At 59.0% G+C, this 16,774-nt stretch carries 13 protein-coding genes; 1 reads left to right on the plus strand and 12 read right to left on the minus strand.

Annotation, left to right across the window (positions count from 1 at the left end):
- Nucleotides 1-4: 4 nt before the first annotated feature.
- The 7 genes from rfbH to ACR9Y2_RS00255 form a co-directional block, all read right to left on the minus strand.
- Nucleotides 5-1,330, minus strand: coding sequence for a lipopolysaccharide biosynthesis protein RfbH (rfbH, locus tag ACR9Y2_RS00225; RefSeq protein WP_435044805.1), 1,326 nt, complete (start codon nt 1,328-1,330; stop codon nt 5-7).
- A complete protein-coding gene (gene rfbF / locus ACR9Y2_RS00230) occupies nt 1,324-2,094 on the minus strand; it encodes a glucose-1-phosphate cytidylyltransferase (RefSeq protein ID WP_435039006.1) in 771 nt (256 codons plus the stop codon). Before rfbF ends, rfbH begins: the two co-directional genes overlap by 7 nt.
- A 96-nt stretch (nt 2,095-2,190) precedes the next feature.
- Nucleotides 2,191-2,790, minus strand: coding sequence for an FkbM family methyltransferase (locus tag ACR9Y2_RS00235; protein WP_435039007.1), 600 nt, complete (start codon nt 2,788-2,790; stop codon nt 2,191-2,193).
- A 520-nt stretch (nt 2,791-3,310) separates the two neighbouring features.
- Nucleotides 3,311-5,737, minus strand: coding sequence for a polysaccharide biosynthesis tyrosine autokinase (locus tag ACR9Y2_RS00240; RefSeq protein ID WP_435039008.1), 2,427 nt, complete (start codon nt 5,735-5,737; stop codon nt 3,311-3,313).
- Between the two features lie 135 nt (nt 5,738-5,872).
- The gene (locus tag ACR9Y2_RS00245) at nt 5,873-6,808 is read right to left on the minus strand and encodes a polysaccharide biosynthesis/export family protein (protein WP_435039009.1); all 936 of its coding nucleotides are present in this window, start codon (nt 6,806-6,808) and stop codon (nt 5,873-5,875) included.
- Nucleotides 6,808-7,065: a ribbon-helix-helix protein, CopG family gene (locus ACR9Y2_RS00250; protein ID WP_435039010.1), complete on the minus strand. Its 258-nt coding sequence runs from the start codon at nt 7,063-7,065 to the stop codon at nt 6,808-6,810. Before ACR9Y2_RS00250 ends, ACR9Y2_RS00245 begins: the two co-directional genes overlap by 1 nt.
- Nucleotides 7,066-7,569, minus strand: coding sequence for a UpxY family transcription antiterminator (locus ACR9Y2_RS00255; RefSeq protein WP_435039011.1), 504 nt, complete (start codon nt 7,567-7,569; stop codon nt 7,066-7,068).
- Nucleotides 7,570-7,752: 183 nt separating this feature from the next.
- On the opposite strand from ACR9Y2_RS00255, the gene ACR9Y2_RS00260 reads away from it, so the two are divergent.
- Nucleotides 7,753-8,940, plus strand: coding sequence for a hypothetical protein (locus tag ACR9Y2_RS00260; RefSeq protein WP_435039012.1), 1,188 nt, complete (start codon nt 7,753-7,755; stop codon nt 8,938-8,940).
- Here the strand turns inward: ACR9Y2_RS00260 and ACR9Y2_RS00265 are convergent.
- The 5 genes from ACR9Y2_RS00265 to ACR9Y2_RS00285 are packed head-to-tail and all read right to left on the minus strand — an operon-like array spanning nt 8,937 to nt 16,647.
- Nucleotides 8,937-10,358, minus strand: a complete 1,422-nt coding sequence (locus ACR9Y2_RS00265) for an ATP-binding protein (protein WP_435039013.1) — start codon at nt 10,356-10,358, stop codon at nt 8,937-8,939. The two genes, ACR9Y2_RS00260 and ACR9Y2_RS00265, sit on opposite strands and share 4 nt — an antisense overlap.
- Nucleotides 10,351-11,034: a response regulator transcription factor gene (locus ACR9Y2_RS00270; protein WP_435039014.1), complete on the minus strand. Its 684-nt coding sequence runs from the start codon at nt 11,032-11,034 to the stop codon at nt 10,351-10,353. The genes ACR9Y2_RS00265 and ACR9Y2_RS00270 overlap by 8 nt, the downstream gene beginning before the upstream one ends.
- Nucleotides 11,035-11,052: 18 nt before the next feature.
- On the minus strand, nt 11,053-14,145 hold the full coding sequence (locus ACR9Y2_RS00275) for an efflux RND transporter permease subunit (protein WP_435039015.1): 3,093 nt from the start codon (nt 14,143-14,145) through the stop codon (nt 11,053-11,055).
- 7 nt (nt 14,146-14,152) lie between these two features.
- On the minus strand, nt 14,153-15,415 hold the full coding sequence (locus ACR9Y2_RS00280; RefSeq protein ID WP_435039016.1) for an efflux RND transporter periplasmic adaptor subunit: 1,263 nt from the start codon (nt 15,413-15,415) through the stop codon (nt 14,153-14,155).
- Nucleotides 15,412-16,647 carry a TolC family protein gene (locus tag ACR9Y2_RS00285; protein WP_435039017.1) on the minus strand — a complete coding sequence of 412 codons (1,236 nt, stop codon included), beginning with the start codon at nt 16,645-16,647 and terminating at the stop codon, nt 15,412-15,414. Before ACR9Y2_RS00285 ends, ACR9Y2_RS00280 begins: the two co-directional genes overlap by 4 nt.
- Between the last annotated feature and the right edge of the window lie 127 nt (nt 16,648-16,774).

Below are 16,774 nucleotides of genomic sequence, written 5' to 3' on the forward strand. Positions count from 1 at the left end.
ATGCCTACCCTGCTACCCTCTGCAACACGTCTACGACATGAGCGATCTTGGCAGGCGTCAAGCCGGGGTAGACGCCGAGGAAGAAGGTGTTGCCGGTGATGACATCCGTATTGGCCAGCGAGCCAGCCACACGGTGCTGGATTGCTTCATAGGCCGGATGACGCAGCAGGTTTCCGCAGAAGAGACTGCGCGTTTCGATCCGTTCTCCTTCGAGAGCCGCCACCACCGTACTGCGGTTCAGGCCGCTACCGGGCCTCACGGTGATGACGTAGCCGAACCAGGAAGGGTCAGCGCCTTCGGGGCAAGTATGCAGGATCAGATTCTCTTGCAGATTTGCCAGGCCAGACGCGAACAGTGCATGGTTCGCTTTTCTTTGCTCGATGAAGCGCGGCAGCTTCCGCAATTGCGCCGTGCCGACGGCGGCCTGCATATCGGTGATCTTCAGGTTGTAGCCGATATGGCTGTACACATACTTGTGGTCGTAGCCGAATGGCAGGCTTCCAAATTGCTGGCTGAAGCGCTTGCCGCAGGTATTGTTCTCCCCGCCCGAGCAGTAACAGTCCCGGCCCCAGTCGCGGAAGCTTCTCGCAATGCGCGCGAGTCCGTCATCGTTTGTCGCAACCGCGCCGCCTTCGCCCATAGTGATGTGGTGGGCAGGATAGAAGCTAAAAGTAGCCAGGTCGCCGAAGGTGCCCGTCAGTTGGCCATCGTAGCGGCTACCCAGCGCGTCGCAATTGTCCTCCACCAACCATAGTCCGCGGTGCTCGCATAGGTCCTTCAGGGCTCTCAGCTCAAACGGAACGCCCATGGTGTGGGCTAACATCACGGCCCTTGTGCGGGGCCCAATGGCGGCCTCGATCTTCTCCAGCGAGGGAACATAGGTGCCTAGTTCTACATCCACGAAAACCGGTACGGCCTGGTTCTGGATGATAGGATTCACGGTTGTTGGAAAGCCGGCCGCTACCGTGATGACCTCGTCGCCGGGAACAATCCGGCGATCCTTGAGGGCTGGGCTGGTCAGGGTTGAGAAGGCCACGAGATTCGCAGAGGAGCCGGAGTTTACAGTCAGAACATTCTCAACACCCAAGAACTCCGCCAATCCGCTCTCAAACGATTCAGTGAAGCGGCCCGCCGTCAACCAGAAATCGAGTGAGGAATCGACCAGGGTGCGCAATTCATCCGCGTCGAAAACGCGGCCTGCGTAGTGAACAGTCGAGCTTCCGGGGGCAAAACCCGGCTTTGCCGATTCGCTCGCCTCGTGGTATTCGCTAACGAGTTCCAGAATCTGCCGGCGGATGCCCGCCTTGTCACGTGCTTGTACGTTCACCAGATTTTCCAAGGTGCCTCACCTCTCTGCCACAGCTCTTCCAGCAGTGTTTTGTCTCGCAAAGTATCCATGGGTTGCCAGAATCCGTGATGGTCGAAGGCCATGAGCTGCCGCCTCGCCGCTAATTCGGCTAGCGGCTGAGCCTCCCAACTGATACGGTCGCCCTCAATCAGATCTATGCATTTCGGCGACAGCACAAAGAACCCGCCATTGATCACGCCGCCATCACCTGGCGGCTTCTCCAGGAAGCCGTCCACGCCATTCCCATTCAGCTTCAGTGCGCCATACCGGCCCGGCGGCCGCACTGCGGTGACCGTCGCCCACTTACCGTGCTGCCGGTGAAACTCAATTTCGGCATGGATGTCCACATCCGCCACCCCATCGCCATAGGTAAAGCAAAACGACTCTTCGTCTTTGACGTAGTCGCGGACCCGTTTCAGCCGGCCGCCCGTGAGGGTTTCATCGCCTGTGTCGACCAGCGTGACTTTCCAGGGCTCTGCTGAGCGGCGGTGTACCTGCATACTGTTGTGCGCCATATCGAAGGTGACATCCGACATGTGCAGGAAGTAGTTTGCGAAGTACTCCTTGATGAGGTAGCCCTTGTATCCACAGCACACGACGAAATCGTGAATGCCGTGCGCCGAATAGATCTTGAGGATGTGCCACAAAATAGGCCGTCCTCCAATTTCCACCATGGGCTTCGGCCTCAGGTGCGTCTCCTCTGAGATTCGTGTGCCCAATCCTCCCGCCAATATGATCGCCTTCATTGATTCGAAACGCCCTCGCTCAATCCCTAAACCTTCGCGTGAATATGCCTACTGACTTGATGCCTAGGGAGCTTGCGCCCCGGTTGCGTGCGCCATTCAGCTGCCTGCTGGCTTCGCCAGGATCTCGTCCGTCTGTTCGATGCTTCTTGAATCCAACGGCTCAAGCTGGTAACCCCAGGTGCGCAGCAGACCGCAGCATCGTCTGTGCACTGCGGCCCCATGTGTCGCCAGGAACAGGACCGGTTTCGCCCGCAGGATCAATGCCCTTGCTCCCTCCAGAAAGTCCGCTTCGGCACCTTCGATGTCGCACTTGATCAAGTTCGGAGGGGGAATTCGCCCGGCCGACGAAAGATCATCCAGCGAAACGACTTCGACCCTGATGGCGGTGCCCTCGTCACCTCCCAGATGCCCTGTCATCGGGTTCTCGCCCAATTGGAATTGCGCGCTGCCTGCAACAGCACCGGCTGCGTTCTCCCACACCTTGACATTCGAGATGCCATTCAATCGCAGGTGCCTGCGTAGCAGACCCAGATTGCGCGGCAACGGTTCGAACGCATCCACCCGCCCGGCTGGTCCAACCAGACGCGACGACAGCAGCGTGTAGAATCCAACATTGGCGCCGAGGTCGAGCACCTTCATACCGGGGCGGAGCATGTCGGCAAACCTCCTCTGCTTTTCAGCCTCATAGGAACCCAACCAACATCCGTGCGTAGCAGCGCCGGCCACCCACCTCATCCCCCTCAGCGGCCCTTGAAGTACCCTCACCGTCGCGTTGTCCGGCACCAGTTCCAATGGAGCTCGCAACGCCCTGCCCCATCGGCTTCCGTTCAACCAGGCTGAGAAGTTCAGCATCGAAAGATCCCAGTAAGACGGCTCCTCAACAGAGCCACAAGCCAGCGAGCACCTCTTGGTGGAATTCGATGACGCTCTAGTTGGCGGACGGTTCGATGCATCCTGGCTACTATCGCGTGCGCTTAAGGCTGAACGGGTAACCGCGCCGGCCTGACAAGGTGCTCGCACCTGGACGAACGAGGAATTGGCGGAGGATAATCATAGCCCCCAGTGGTGGTACACCATCCCGGCGCGGAAGAAGCGGTCGATCGGGGACCGGATCTACAGCTCAGTTGCCGGCGAGCCGTCGTGCCTTGAACCGTACGCTTGGACTTCGGCGCCAGGCCATGATCGAGACAGCACGTTCAAGGCGATTTGTGGCGCGCTATGCGCTTTCGCCCTCTGTGGTTGGCCCGTAGTAACGTTTGTAGTACTTGCCGTAATTGCCATCGTAGTAGCCGTAGTAGCCGCCTGGCGACTGCTTTGGATTCCAGTCATTCAGCACTGTGCCTACAACATGGGTGCCGTCATCGCGCAGCCTGCCGCGAGCCGCCATTGCGGCATCCCGCGTAGTTCGGTTGGCGCGGACTACCAACACGACTCCACTAGCCAGACGCCCGATTACGCGAGCATCTGGAATCTGGAGCATTGGCGGAGTGTCGATAAAGATCATGTCGAACTCATCCTGCAGATGCCGCAGAAGCTCGGGCAGTTGCTGAGAGTAGAGCAGGTTCGTCGCGCCCGCAACGCCGGGCCCACTGGGCAGCACATACAGACCATCGACCTTCGTCTCCACCACCATCCCGCTGAGCATGGTCGCGAGATCACTGGTCATCATGACGGATCTGTTACCACCGCCTCCATTCCCGGGCGTGTCGCCATTTCTCACTTCCGTCGCGATCTCACCATGCGACTGGCCGGTGCGCGGCGCGGCAGGTGCACCGTTCGTCCTGCCGTTCTCGCGTGAATCTCCGGCCCGGTATGGCCGACCGTAGCGCGAAGCGGAGCCGTTCTCGTTGTTCCCTCGAAGGATCGTGGTCAGACCTCTCTCGTTCCCCAATCCAAAGATCGAATGGACTCTCGGCTTCCGGGTATCCGCATCGATCAGCAGAACTCGCTGCCCAGTCTCGGCGAGGGCAATGGCCAGATTGGTGACCACGGTAGTCTTCCCCTCACCAGGCGAAGGACTGGTCACCACCAGCAGCTTCGGCCGCCGACCTTCCTGTCCCGTAAAGAGAATACTGGTGAGCGTCGCTCGAAAGCTCTCAGCCAGCAGACTGGGCTTTCGTTGGTAGGTGACAAGTTCCAGCCGCTGTTCCTCTTCCACGCCCAGCTCGTCGGAACTGCCGTCCTTCTTATCGCCGCGGCCGAAGTACTTCATCCGTTTGCCGGACATCGACGATTCGGCCGGGATCATGCCGAGTTCGGGCACGTTGAGGTAATAGGCGATGTCCGCGGGCTCAGTGAGTGTCCGATTGGCCCGGTCCGTCGTCACAACGAAAGCTATGCCGAGACACAGGCCTCCAAGCAGTCCGAGCGCCGCGTTTGTTGCGAAGCTGGGCTTGTAGGGGCGAGTGGGTATCTTGGCAGGATCCACCACTCTCACATTGCTCGCTTTGAGGGCGCTCGAGATGGCGCTCTCTTTGACTCTCTGCAGCATCGAGTCGTAGAGCTGTCGGTTCGTGTCCGCTTCGCGCTTCAGGATGTTGTAAGTGATCGCCTTGTCGCCCTGATCGGTCACCAAACCAGCCTGTTGCCGGTAGTCAGCCTCCAGTAGTTTCTCCCGGCGCAGCGCTTCGTCGTACTCATTCTTGATTCGCTTCAGGATGTCGCCACGCTGCCGCTCCAGTCTCCGGGTAACGGTAGTCACCTGGGCCTCCACGCGCTTCACCTTCGGATTGTCAGCGGTGAACGTCTCCTCAAACTCGGCCTTCTGCCGCCGCAGATCGGTTAGCTTCGTTTCGTAATCCTGAAGAGTTTTGTCATCGAGTACATCCGGCAGGGTATCTGACGGCGCCGTGGTCGCCATCTCCCAGCGGCTTTGCTTCTGGACCCGATCCGTCTGCGCTTTCGTAAGCGCTTCCTGCACCTGCTTCAGTTTGTCCGTCGTGACATTCGTCTTCTCGTCGGTGAACAGCAGGCCGTTGCGGCGCGCATACTCCTGCAGGGCGTCCTCGCTGCGTTCCAGCTTGACGCGCATCTCATCGATCTGTTTGGACAGGAACTCGCCGGTCCGCTGCGACATCTTCCAGCGGGCATCCATGTTCTGCTCGATATACTCCTGAGTCAGGCGATTCGCGAAATCGGTCGCCAGCTTGGCGTCCGTCGAATCAACCAGGATCTCAACAATTCTCGTCTGCCCACTTGCGCGCACCTTCATGTCTCGCTGCGCCATTCTCAGTGCCGCGGTTTGCGCGTCGGCCCCAGTTGGTTCCGGCAGGTTCAGCGCCCGGCGCCAAGCAGAGATCCGACTCTTCCCACGGCCTAACTCGGACACATCCTTCGCCTTGAGCGAGGCCACGACCCGATCCAGAAGGCTTTCGCTTTGCAGGATCTTGATCTGAGTTTGAATGTCCGTCATCAGGTTCGAAGTCCCGCCATCCGCCACCTGCTGGACGGTCTTCATGTTCATGAAGTCCTGGTTGAGCTCCAGAATCTCCAAAGTAGTTTTTGCCTGATAGACAGGAGTTTGGGGCAAGGTCACGAGCAAGGCCAGAAGCAAACCCAAGCCCGAGATCAGGATCAGCGTTCCTTTCCGCCGGCGCAGGATGCGCCAGTATTCGATCAGCCCTCCGTGGTCAGGCTCTTCCATCTCCGCGGGGTAGCCTGGATGTTGAAAAGAACGATCAGCTGGCGCGAAGCCAGAGGCGTCAATTACCTGTTGTCTCGCGGGAAGGTGCATGCCACCCCGTCCTGTCGTGAAGTCTCGGTTTTGATCTTCCATCTTTTACCGCCGGTAGATCGCCAGTCCTGTGCCGATACCGATTGCAGCCTCAGCTGAACGTGCCATCACCTTTCGGGTACCGCTGATCGGCACGAACAGGATGTCGTCCTGCTCCATCAGCACGTCTTTCTCTTTCCCCTGCAGGATTTTGCCGAGATCCAGTGCGATTTCCAACCGCTGGTCAGGATTGTCTGTTTTTCGCAGGATCTTTGCCCCGCCCCGTTTTGCGAAGCTGTCGCAGCCCTCCGCCATGGAGAGCGCTTCAAGCACGGTGGTCTTTTCTTTTTCACCTAATACAAATCCCCCGCTTTTTTTCACCGCACCCATGACATAGACCATTTGTCCCTTGGGTACTGTCACAACATCCTGAGGCTTTACTGGAATATTCTTCTCCGGCGAGCGCGCTTCCATGATCTCCTTCACGCCGACCTCGGCCACCCAGTACTGGCCGGTTTCATCAAGCTTCGCGCCCGGCAGTGGGATGGGGCCCCACTCCTTCCTCCGCGCTATCCTGACGGAGTAGCCTGCCTCCGGTTGCAGCCCCCCCGCCAGACTCAACACCTCCAGAAGGCTCTTCTGCCCTTGCAACTGATGGACGCCCGGGTTGCGGACGGATCCAAGTACGCTCACTGGCTGGCTGCGCATCTCGTGCAGAGTAACCGAGACATCAGGCTGCTTAATGTAAGCTTTCAAACGGTGCGATATCGCCTCTTCCAGTTGCTCAACGGTCATGCCCTTGGCCTGGATACGACCTACCATTGGGAGGTTGATGTTGCCGCGCATGTCGATTTGAAATGCTTCCTTCGACATTTCTTCCATATCCAGTACGCGGACGAGGATCTGATCGCCTGCGCCCAGCACATAGGTCGATCGCTCGTCCATCTCCTGCTGGGCAGACAGGAGAATGGCTGAGAGCAGCAGCAGCAGTATTGCTTTCATCAGGTACCTTCCACCATTTGCGCCAGCCGATCCAGCCGTGCCTGCAGACTCGTCACTTTCTGGTCGAGTTGTTCTATTCGCGACTCCATCGGCGCATGTCCGTTGTGCGGCATGTCTACCAGCCGGTGCATCGCCTCACGGGCCAGGTCGCTTATACTACGCGCCCCCGTGGCCTCACACACTTCACGCAGCCGCCGGAATTCATCGTCGGACAGCCGGATGCTCACCATCTTGCTTCGCTTGTTGAACAGGGTCATCTACGTCAGGGCCTCAACACTTTCCGGGTCTATTTCAACCTCCACACTCCTTTGCAACATGTGAACCGACACTCTCAGCCGGTATTGGTTCCGGATCTCTACCAGCCGCCCCTCCACTCCTTTCATCGGGCCGCTCCGGATCCTAACCGGAGCTCCTTCCTTCAAGTAGGGGCATGGCGACGCTGGCAGCTTGCTCCTGACCAATTGGCGTACCGCCTCGATTTCAGCTTCAGGGATCCGAGCAGGCGAACCATCGAAGGTAACGACGTGAACAACACCGGGCGCACTGAGAACGGGAACGAGCTGAGTGTCATCGAACCGACAGAAGACGTATCCTTCGAACAATGGAACATCCACCACCTTCACGCGGTCGCTCCAGCGCCGCCGTACTTGGTAAAGGGGTAGGAATTCCTCCAGTCCGGTCGCGTTCAGGTATCTGGATACGACTTGCTCTTGACGGGATCGGGTGCGAATGGCAAACCAGGAAGTAGGCACAATGGGCATGCGGAAGATTCAGGCAGGCTTCGCCCCCCTCAGTCCCAATCTCAAATTGAGACAGGCTCGGAGCGCAATTGGGAACTCAACGGGGGTTCGGTATATCGCCGCTCTAGTCGTTGAGAGGTGATATCCACCGAAAGCTATAGAACGGTACTTGTTCTCTGATGCAAGAAACTTAATAATGGACTAGTGTCAGGCGACTGTCAATCAAAAAATCGCCGTCAATTCGGTCAAACTTCCATGAATCAATCCATCACTTCACGGCTATTTTCAGTTCGCCTTATAGTGCCCCTGGTGCTGGTTGTTACAGCATTCGTAACGCTTCTGGAGAGCACAAGCAAACTCCCGCTCATTTCGGCACTATGCGCGGCTGGATTCTGCCGTGAGGACCAGGCGAGTTCCGACTTGTCATACACTGCCCTGGATCCCGCAAACCCCTACAAATGGGCCGCCTACGCTGAATCACTGGATAGTGCCGGCGACACTCAGGGCGCCACAACGGCCTTCGAGAGATCACTCGCACTGGGTCCTTCGATAGCTCCAGTCCACATGCGCGCCTTCACCTTCCATCTCACCCACGAACACTCCGCTGAAGTCCTGACCTTGGGTCATCGCATTCTAGAGCTCACGCCAGCCTACAATGAGTTGATATTTTCCTATTTTGCGGATAGGCCGATGGCGGAAATCCTGCGAAAGGGGATCCCACACCAGACAGCAGTGGACTACCTGGCCTGGGCCGCGGGCAATCGCACAACAGTGGAACTGTTGGAAATCTGGACGTGGATGAGGGAGAACCGGCTCACTGACGTAAAGAGCGCCTGCGGGATCAGTACAGCGCTTTGCCGGCGTGGAGAATACGAGGCCGCAGCCCGCCTCTGGTCCGCATGGTTGCCTAGTGAACGGCGCGAAGGCTACCTCCACAGCAACTTCCTCAGCAATCCCCACTTCGGCCCGCCCTACAAGACACCGCTGGATTGGACGTTGGATTCCCCATCCGGCATGGAAAGCCTGCGCAAAGACGGGCTTTCGGTTGCCTTTCCCGGCACTGAAAACATGGCGTACAACAATGTCAGGCAATTGTCATTCGTCAGTCCGGGCTCATATATCTTCACAGCAGTAGTGGAAGGAATCGGAATTACGACAAATGAAGGCCCTTTCTTCCACCTGTTTGATGCCGATCATCCAGGGAAGTTCGGAGTCGCCACTGAGCAAATCCGGGGCAACCAACCGCGCCACGAAGTGGAGGTGCAATTTGTGGTGCGTCCGGAGATAAGAGCCCTCGTGACACAGTTGGAACGACGAATTTCGGATAAGTTCGATAACAAGATCGCGGGCACGCTCAGGGTCTATCAGGTATCGCTGCGAAGGGTCGACTAGCGGCTCGATACTGGCAACGAAGCACAAAATACAGTCCCGGTAGAACTTGAAGATTCCAGGCGCAACTCGCCATGGTGCATCTCGGCAATCCAGCGGGCGATAGACAAGCCCAATCCGGCGCCGCTTGAGGTTCCAGATGCCCGACTGCGAGCCGTATCAGCGCGATAGAAACGATCGAAAATCAACGGCTGTGCGTCAGCTGGAATACCTGTCCCTGTGTCGGTGACAAGAATGTCGTAGTACTCGCCACGGTGCTGGAGCATGATGGTCACACGCCCACCCGGGGCGGAGTACTTTACAGCGTTATCAAGCAGGATCATGACCATCTGCTTCAACAGGGATTCATCTGCGCAGCACAGCGACTCCTGCATCTGTGTGGTGTCCACATTCACAGAGAACTTCTCGCCCAAGACACGGGCCGCCCTGGCTGTGTCCACCAAGAGCTCGTCCAGATAGAACTTGCTGGGCCGTAGTGGCACCGCTCCCGAATCGGCGCGTGCAAGCAGGAACATATCCTCAACTACACGTTTTAGACGGCGCAGCTGCCCGTCGATGATCTGGAGTGCCTCGCGGTACTCGCCTTCGGTCCGGGCCGGCTTCTCCAGAGTTACTTCCGTCGCGGTGTGAGCCACCGATACAGGCGTCCGCAGCTCATGGGAGGCATCGGCCATGAAGCGCCGCTGCTGCTCAAACGAGGTACCCAGACGCGCTAGCAGCCGATTGAACGTCTGGGCCAGCAGGCCCAGTTCGTCGTCGGGGTTGAGAATGGGCACACGTCGATCGAGATTCCGCGACGTTATGGATTCTACCGTTTGCGAGATGACGACAACCGGGGCCAGGCTTTTGCGGGCAAGCCAGTAACCACCCAGTGCGGAGAGAAAGACTGCTATGGGCACACCGAGAAGAAAGGCTTGCCGCAGGGTGGCCACCTCCCTCTCTGTCTCCAGTTGGGATTCGCCTGAGATGATCGTATACTGCCCATGCACTGGCAACGGCAGCCTGAGCGCTGAATATCGCCACCCGGATTCGGACCAATGCGCCGGATTCGACTGGAGCGGGAGGCGGGCAGATTGCTCAATCGCGGCAGGCGAAACCGTGCGGGTCTCGGAGTCCGGCTTCTGCCCGACCACGCGCCCGGCTTGCAGGATCGTAACCGCCTGATCGGGGAAGGTGAGCTGGTGAATGGTTATCAGGACCGACCGGAATGAGGCCTCGCCGGGGGCCTTCCCCTCATGCTCCTCGATTTCGTGCTTCAGTGATGCGGCCAACACACGGCCGGCCAATTCCAGACGCGAGTCCAACCGTTGAAAGCGGCTCTCGACGAGCTGAGAAAAGACCACGAAACCCGACACTACCAGGATCACACTGAATACCGCGACGTACCAGAGTGTGAGCCGGGCACGGATGGAATTAATCATCTTCGTCGAACCCGCCAATCCGGTAACCCTCACCGCGGCGGGTGTGGATGAGCCTGGATTCTCCAGAAGTGTCAATCTTGCGCCGCAGCCGCTGAATGTAGACTTCGATTAGGTTTGAGAAAGGGTCGTATGATTCATCCCAGACATGCTCCGAGATCTCGGGCCGGGTGACAACTTCGCCCTGCCGTTTGCTCAGGTACTCGAGCAGCGCGTACTCTTTGGCCGTAAAATCGATGCTGCGATCGCCACGCCGGACCGACCGGTTGCGGGTGTCTATGGTGAGATCAGCAACGCGGATCACAGGATCCTGCAGGGCCGGCCCTCTGCGCAGCAGGGCGCGTATGCGGGCCGACAGTTCCCCGAAGTCGAAAGGTTTGATGAGGTAGTCGTCGGCGCCGCTGTCGAGACCTTCGATCCGGCTCAAAATCTGGTCCTGCGCGGTGAGCATCAGCACAGGAGCACGGGCGCCCATGCGGCGCATTTCGCGGCAGATCTCGAAACCACTCCGGGAAGGGAGCATGACGTCGAGGATCACCATGTCATAGGTATTGACGGACAGCTTCTCCATCGCCGCATCCCCATCAAACGCAATATCGACGGCATATGTCTGTTCGCGCAGGCCCTTCGCGAGCATGCGCGCCGCGTCCTGTTCATCCTCAACTAGAAGGAGCCGCATTGGAGCTAACTCTCCTCGTCATGATATTTCGACAGGCTCGATGGCATCCGGCGCTCCTTCCGATCGAGAGCTTGAGGAGAACCAGGGAAAAACCACAGGCAGCACGAGCAGGGTCAGCATTGTGGCCGTGAACAATCCTCCAATGACGACCGTCGCCAGCGGCCGTTGCACTTCGGCGCCCGCGGATTGAGAGAGGGCCATGGGCATAAAGCCCAGGCTGGCTACCATGGCCGTCATCATGACCGGTCGTAGGCGGGTGAGCGCACCTTCGCGAACGGCACGCTCCAATGGCAGTCCAGCGTCCAACATCTGATTGATGCAACTCACCATGACAATGCCATTCAGGACGGCCACGCCAAACAGGGCAATGAAGCCGACCATGGCGGAGAGATTGAGGTTCAGGCCGCGGATCCATAACGCTGCGATGCCCCCCACCAGTGCGAAGGGGACGGCGCTGAAGATGAGGAGCGCCTGGCGAATCGACGAAAAGGTGGCGAAGAGCAGGCCAAAGATGATCGCGATGGAGAGGGGCAGGACGATCATTAGCCGCCGCACAGCACGGTCCTGATTCTCGAACTGTCCGCCCCACTCAATGGAGTAGCCGGCTGGGAGCTTGAGGGTTTGGCGGATGCGCAGCTGTGCATCGCTGACAAAGCTGCCCAAATCTCGACCTCGAACATTGCACTGGACTACGATGCGCCGCTGGGCTCCCTCGCGGTTGATTACTTCGGGACCTTGTTCAACGGAGATGCGCGCAATCTGATTGAGCCGGACACGCTCGCCGGCCGTGGACTGCAGTTGCAGGTTGCCCAGCGCCTGGAGATCGTTGCGGTATGCCTGCGGCAACCGAACAACGATCGGAACCTGTCGCTCGCCCTCAATCATTTCAGAGACCGTTGTGCCGCCAGTGGTGGAGTCCAGCAAATCACGAACGTTGCGAACGTCGAGCCCGTAGCGGGATAGTTTGTCGCGGTCGACAGCAACGCGGAGTTCGGGCACACCAGTGAGGATCTCAGCCTGTGAGTCTGCTGAGCCTGGTATCGCACTGATTACCTTGAGGGCACGATCGGCCAGTTGCTCCAACGTGGCCAGATCGTTCCCAAAGATCTTCACGGCGACATCGGCCTTGATACCGGAGACTACCTCGTCCAGACGCATGGCCATCGGCTGCGTGAAGTTGCATACCAGGCCGGGGATGCGTTCCATGCGCTTAGACATTTGGTCGACCAGCGTCTCCTTGTCGAGGCCTTTCCGCCATTGTGCGTGCGGCTTGAGCAGGACGTAGACATCGGCTTCATAGACGCCCATCGCTTCGGTGGCCAAGTCGGGACGGCCCAGCTTGCTGACTACCCCGCTGACTTCGGGGAACTCCATGACGGCCTTCTCCACTCGGCTACTGATGGAAACTGATTCCGGCAGGCTGACGCCGGGCAACTTGCGTGTCTGAATCAGAATCGAACCTTCGTCCAATTTGGGCATGAACTCGGTGCCGATGTACTTGACCGAGCCGATGGCGACGGCCATGAGCAGAACACAGAACGCTACGATCGCTGTTCGATGGTGCATCGAGTAATCCAACACCCGCGAATAGTGGTGAAGGATGATATCGAACCAGCGGGCATGGCTCTCTTTGTCGGTGGCGCGCAGGCCGAAAGTGCTAGCCACAGGCACCACGGTGAGCGACAGGATGAGTGCGCCCAACAGAGCAGAGCAGACGGTGATCGCCATGGGCCGGAACATACGCCCTTCCAGGCCTTCCAGAGTGAGGATGGGCAAGTAGACTGCGACAATAATGGCCACACCGAAGACGATGGGCCGGCTCACTTCGACTGCAGCCTCGCGAACGGTGCGGCGCACCGGCTGTCCTCCGGATTCGCCGATGCGCCGCACGGAGTTTTCGACCATGACGACAGCGCCGTCGACGATCATGCCGAAGTCAATGGCCCCCAGGCTCATCAGATTGGCGGAAACGCCGAAAGCAGCCATCCCGATGAATCCGAAGAGCATGGAAACTGGAATCACGCAAGCAACCAGCAGGGCGGCGCGGAGATTGCCAAGGAAGAGGAGCAGTACGGCGATAACAAGGATGCCGGCTTCGAGCAGGTTGCGCTCCACTGTGTGGATGGTGCCGTAGATCACCTCGCTCTGGTCGTAGAAGGGCACAACCTTCACCCCGTCAGGCAAGTGAAGCTTGGCTAACTTCTGTTTGGATCTCTCGATCACATCCAGGCCATTGGCACCCTTGAGGGCAATGATCATGCCGGAGACTGTTTCGCCGTTTCCATCGCGCAGAACGGCACCCTGCCGCGGCATGGCACCGGGTACAATGTCGGCCACGTCGTTGAGCAGGACTGGGACACCCGCGCGCGCCAGAAGTACGGTCTTCCCCAACTCGCCCAACGATGTGGCGCGTCCGAGACCATAGACGGTGTATTGCTGGTCCATGTGCTGGATGAACCCGCCACCGAAGTTCTCGTTGTTGTCCTGAACGCGCAGGAAGACATCCCTGAGCGTTAATCCGTAGCGCTGAAGGGCGTCCGGATTCACTTCAATCACATACTGTTTTGTGTCTCCACCCCAACTGTTGACTTCATTGACCCCAGGGATGGTGCGGAGCTGGAAGCGAATGCTCCAGTCGTGGAGGGTCTTGCGATCCATTAGGGACAGACTGTTACCGTCGACCGTGTATTGCAGCACTTCACCAAACGCCGTTGCGACGGGTCCGAGCGTAGGCTCCAGCCCCTGGGGCAGGCGCGAACGGGCTTCCTGCACGCGTTCATTTACCAGCTGCCGGGCGAAGTACGTGCTGACTTCATCTTCGAAGATAACCGTCGTCATGGACAGTCCGAGCTTGGAAGTGGATCGTATTTCAAGGGTTTTTGGGAGTCCCATGAGCGCCGTCTCAGTCGGGAAGGTGACCCGGCTCTCCACTTCCAATGGCGGCATGGCCGGACATTCGGTGATGACGACGACCTGGTTGTTGGTAAGGTCAGGGAAGGCGTCGATGGGCAGGCGGAGCATCACGGCGAGGCCCACCACGATGACTGCGACCAGCAAGGCAGCAACCAGGAGCCGGTTGTTCAATGCGGCGTCGATAATGCGGTTGAGCATGACTCCGCTACTCCCCCTGCAGAGAACTTTTCAGCAGTTCGCTCTTCAGGGCGAAGGCACCGCGAGTGACTACGCGTTCACCCTCAGTGATTCCGCCCGTGACCTCAACCATGCCGTTCGTAGTAGCCCCGATCTTGAGGGTGCGCACTTGGAAGCTATCACCACCGGTTTGCACAAACGCGACCTTTTGTCCGTTAAGATCCTCGACAGCCGATTCAGGAATGTAGAGGGCCGAGCGGCTCTCGCCTTGCTCGAGCTCCACTTGAGCGAACATCTCCGGTTTCAGGTTGCCCTGGGCATTGGGAAAGTGGATGCGGACTTTGAGAGTGCGGGTGGCCGGATCGAGCTCCTCCCCCAACTGCAATACATTTCCGGCAAAGGTGCGGTCGGGATAGGCACGCACGCTGATGCGGGCCCGCATGCCGGGACGGACGGCCCCTAGATCTGCTTCGTTCACTCCGGCGATCACCCACAGACTGTTGAGATTCGAGATGGTGAAGGCTTCTTGGCCCACCGAGAGGACACTGCCGCTGCTGACCAGGCGGCGCAGGATGACACCGGCATTCGGTGCCTTGATAGGGACGGCATCCGGATCGTCATTTGCGTCACCTTCATGCTTGATGCCGTGCGGATCTATCTCCAGAAATTCGGTCATGTGCTGCGTTTCTTTCTCGAGATCTGCGCGAGCCCTGACGATGGCGGCCTCGGAGTTGCGCAGGTCGTTGGCGGCCTGATCAGCCTGTTCCTGCGAGATGGCCTCGACTTTGAGGAGTCGTTGCGCCCGGTCGGAGACGCGACGAGCCATTTCTTTGTGGGCGATAGCCCGTTCGAGTTCCGCCTGCGCCTGGATATAGGCGGCGCGGGTTTCGTGGACGGTGTGGCTGTGCATCAGGGCCAGCACCTGACCCTGCTTGACATGATCGCCGATGTTGGCGAGAACCTGTGTCACTTTCCCTTCGGCCAGGGCGCCCACGTGCCACGTCTCGTTCTCGTTGACAGTAATCTGTCCGTTGGCCCGGATCGTGTCCTTCTCCACACTGCTGGCGGCGAGAACCATACCGAGGTTGGCTTCCTTTTGGGCCTGGAGATTGAGATGAATCACACCTGCGGTGGTCTTGCTGCCGGAGGTTTCGGCGGCTGCCGGCGGAGGTGGGACTTCGCCTTTCCGCGCCAGGAGGATATACGCTGCCAGCGAGATCACCAGGGCAGTCAGCGCCACGGCGAGCATCTGCAGACGAGTTTTTTGCTCGACGAGTTCGTTTTCGGTCATGGATTCACTCCAGCGGCAACCTGCAAAGCTACGGTGCTCTGCTGGAAGTCGGTCAGCGAGCGGGTATACATCAACTGCGTCTCGATTCGGATTCGCTCGGCGTCGAGCAGGCGGAGCACGTCTACTCCACCCTCGCGAAACGCGAATTGAGCGATGCGAGCAGAGTCGCGGGCTCGCTGAACCATGCGGGGCAGGTCGCCACTCACCAGTTTTCGCTTCAGCTCGTAGTCGCGCAGCGCCGACTGCAGTTCGATGGCTACCTGCATTTCGACAGCGCGGGCGTTCTCTCGGGCGGCGCGCAATTCGGCTTCGGCAGCGGCTATATTGCCCTGGTTGCGATTCCGGACCGGCAGGTTCATTTGGACTCCAGCCACGATGGAGTCAAAGCCGGCGGTCCGCTTGTAGCCGAATATATAATCCGGATCGGGCTTGGCATTTGCTAGTTGGAGCTTCACTTGTGCCTCGGCCTGGGCTATCCCCCGACGGGCAAGAGTCACTTCCGGGCGCCGCTCCACCACATCGCCGGTATCGGGCGCGGCAACGTCTCGAAGGGCCTCAAGCTGGTCGCTGAATTCGACGGAAGGTGGCGGCCCCACGCCAATCTCACGGTACAGCTCAAGGCGGCTGCGGTCCACATCCTGCTGGGCGACGGCGAGCAACGCATCAACCCGCTGGGACTCCAATTGAATTCGCAGCAGGTCGGCGCCCGCAGCGGCGCCTTCCTTTACTCGCGCTTCCGTATATCGTACGACCTGGAGTAGATTTTGGCGCTCCTCGTTTAGCAAGTCGACGATTCGCACGGCTCCGGCAGCTGCCCAGTAGGCGGCGGCTACACGGGCGGCAACATGGCGTCTTAGCAGCGTCTGGTCGGCTTCGACACGAGCGGTGTTGGCCGCCGCATACTCTACGCGCTTCTCGCGCTTGCCGCCCCTCTCCACTGTGTAGCCCGCGTAGGCGAAAGTGTCGGTATCACGCCAGTAGACTAGGCCGGGGCTTTGCCAGAGACGGGCGTTTTCCTGCTGAAGATAGAGCCGCGGATTAGGCTTCAACCCAGCCTGCTGGCGAAGTCCCTGTGCCGCACCAATTAGTTCCTGCCCGGCTGAGAGGTGGGCGTTCCTGTCGAGCGCCAATCGGACCGCATCCTGCAGACCCAACCGGACCTGCGCGGCGGCCATCTGACAGGCGGCGGTAGCCAGCAGGACGGGCATTGTAAAGACTGTGGGCCATCTCATGATGTTGACCCTAGGATAGTTGAATCGAGTTAAACAGAAGATAAATGTTGGGGCGTGGCCCGACCCACCCATCACTTCGGCACGCCCTCTTCTAAATCATTGCCATTATTCGACTTACACCGCCAAT

Source organism: Paludibaculum fermentans (assembly GCF_051172195.1).
GTDB lineage: Bacteria > Acidobacteriota > Terriglobia > Bryobacterales > Bryobacteraceae > Paludibaculum > Paludibaculum fermentans_A.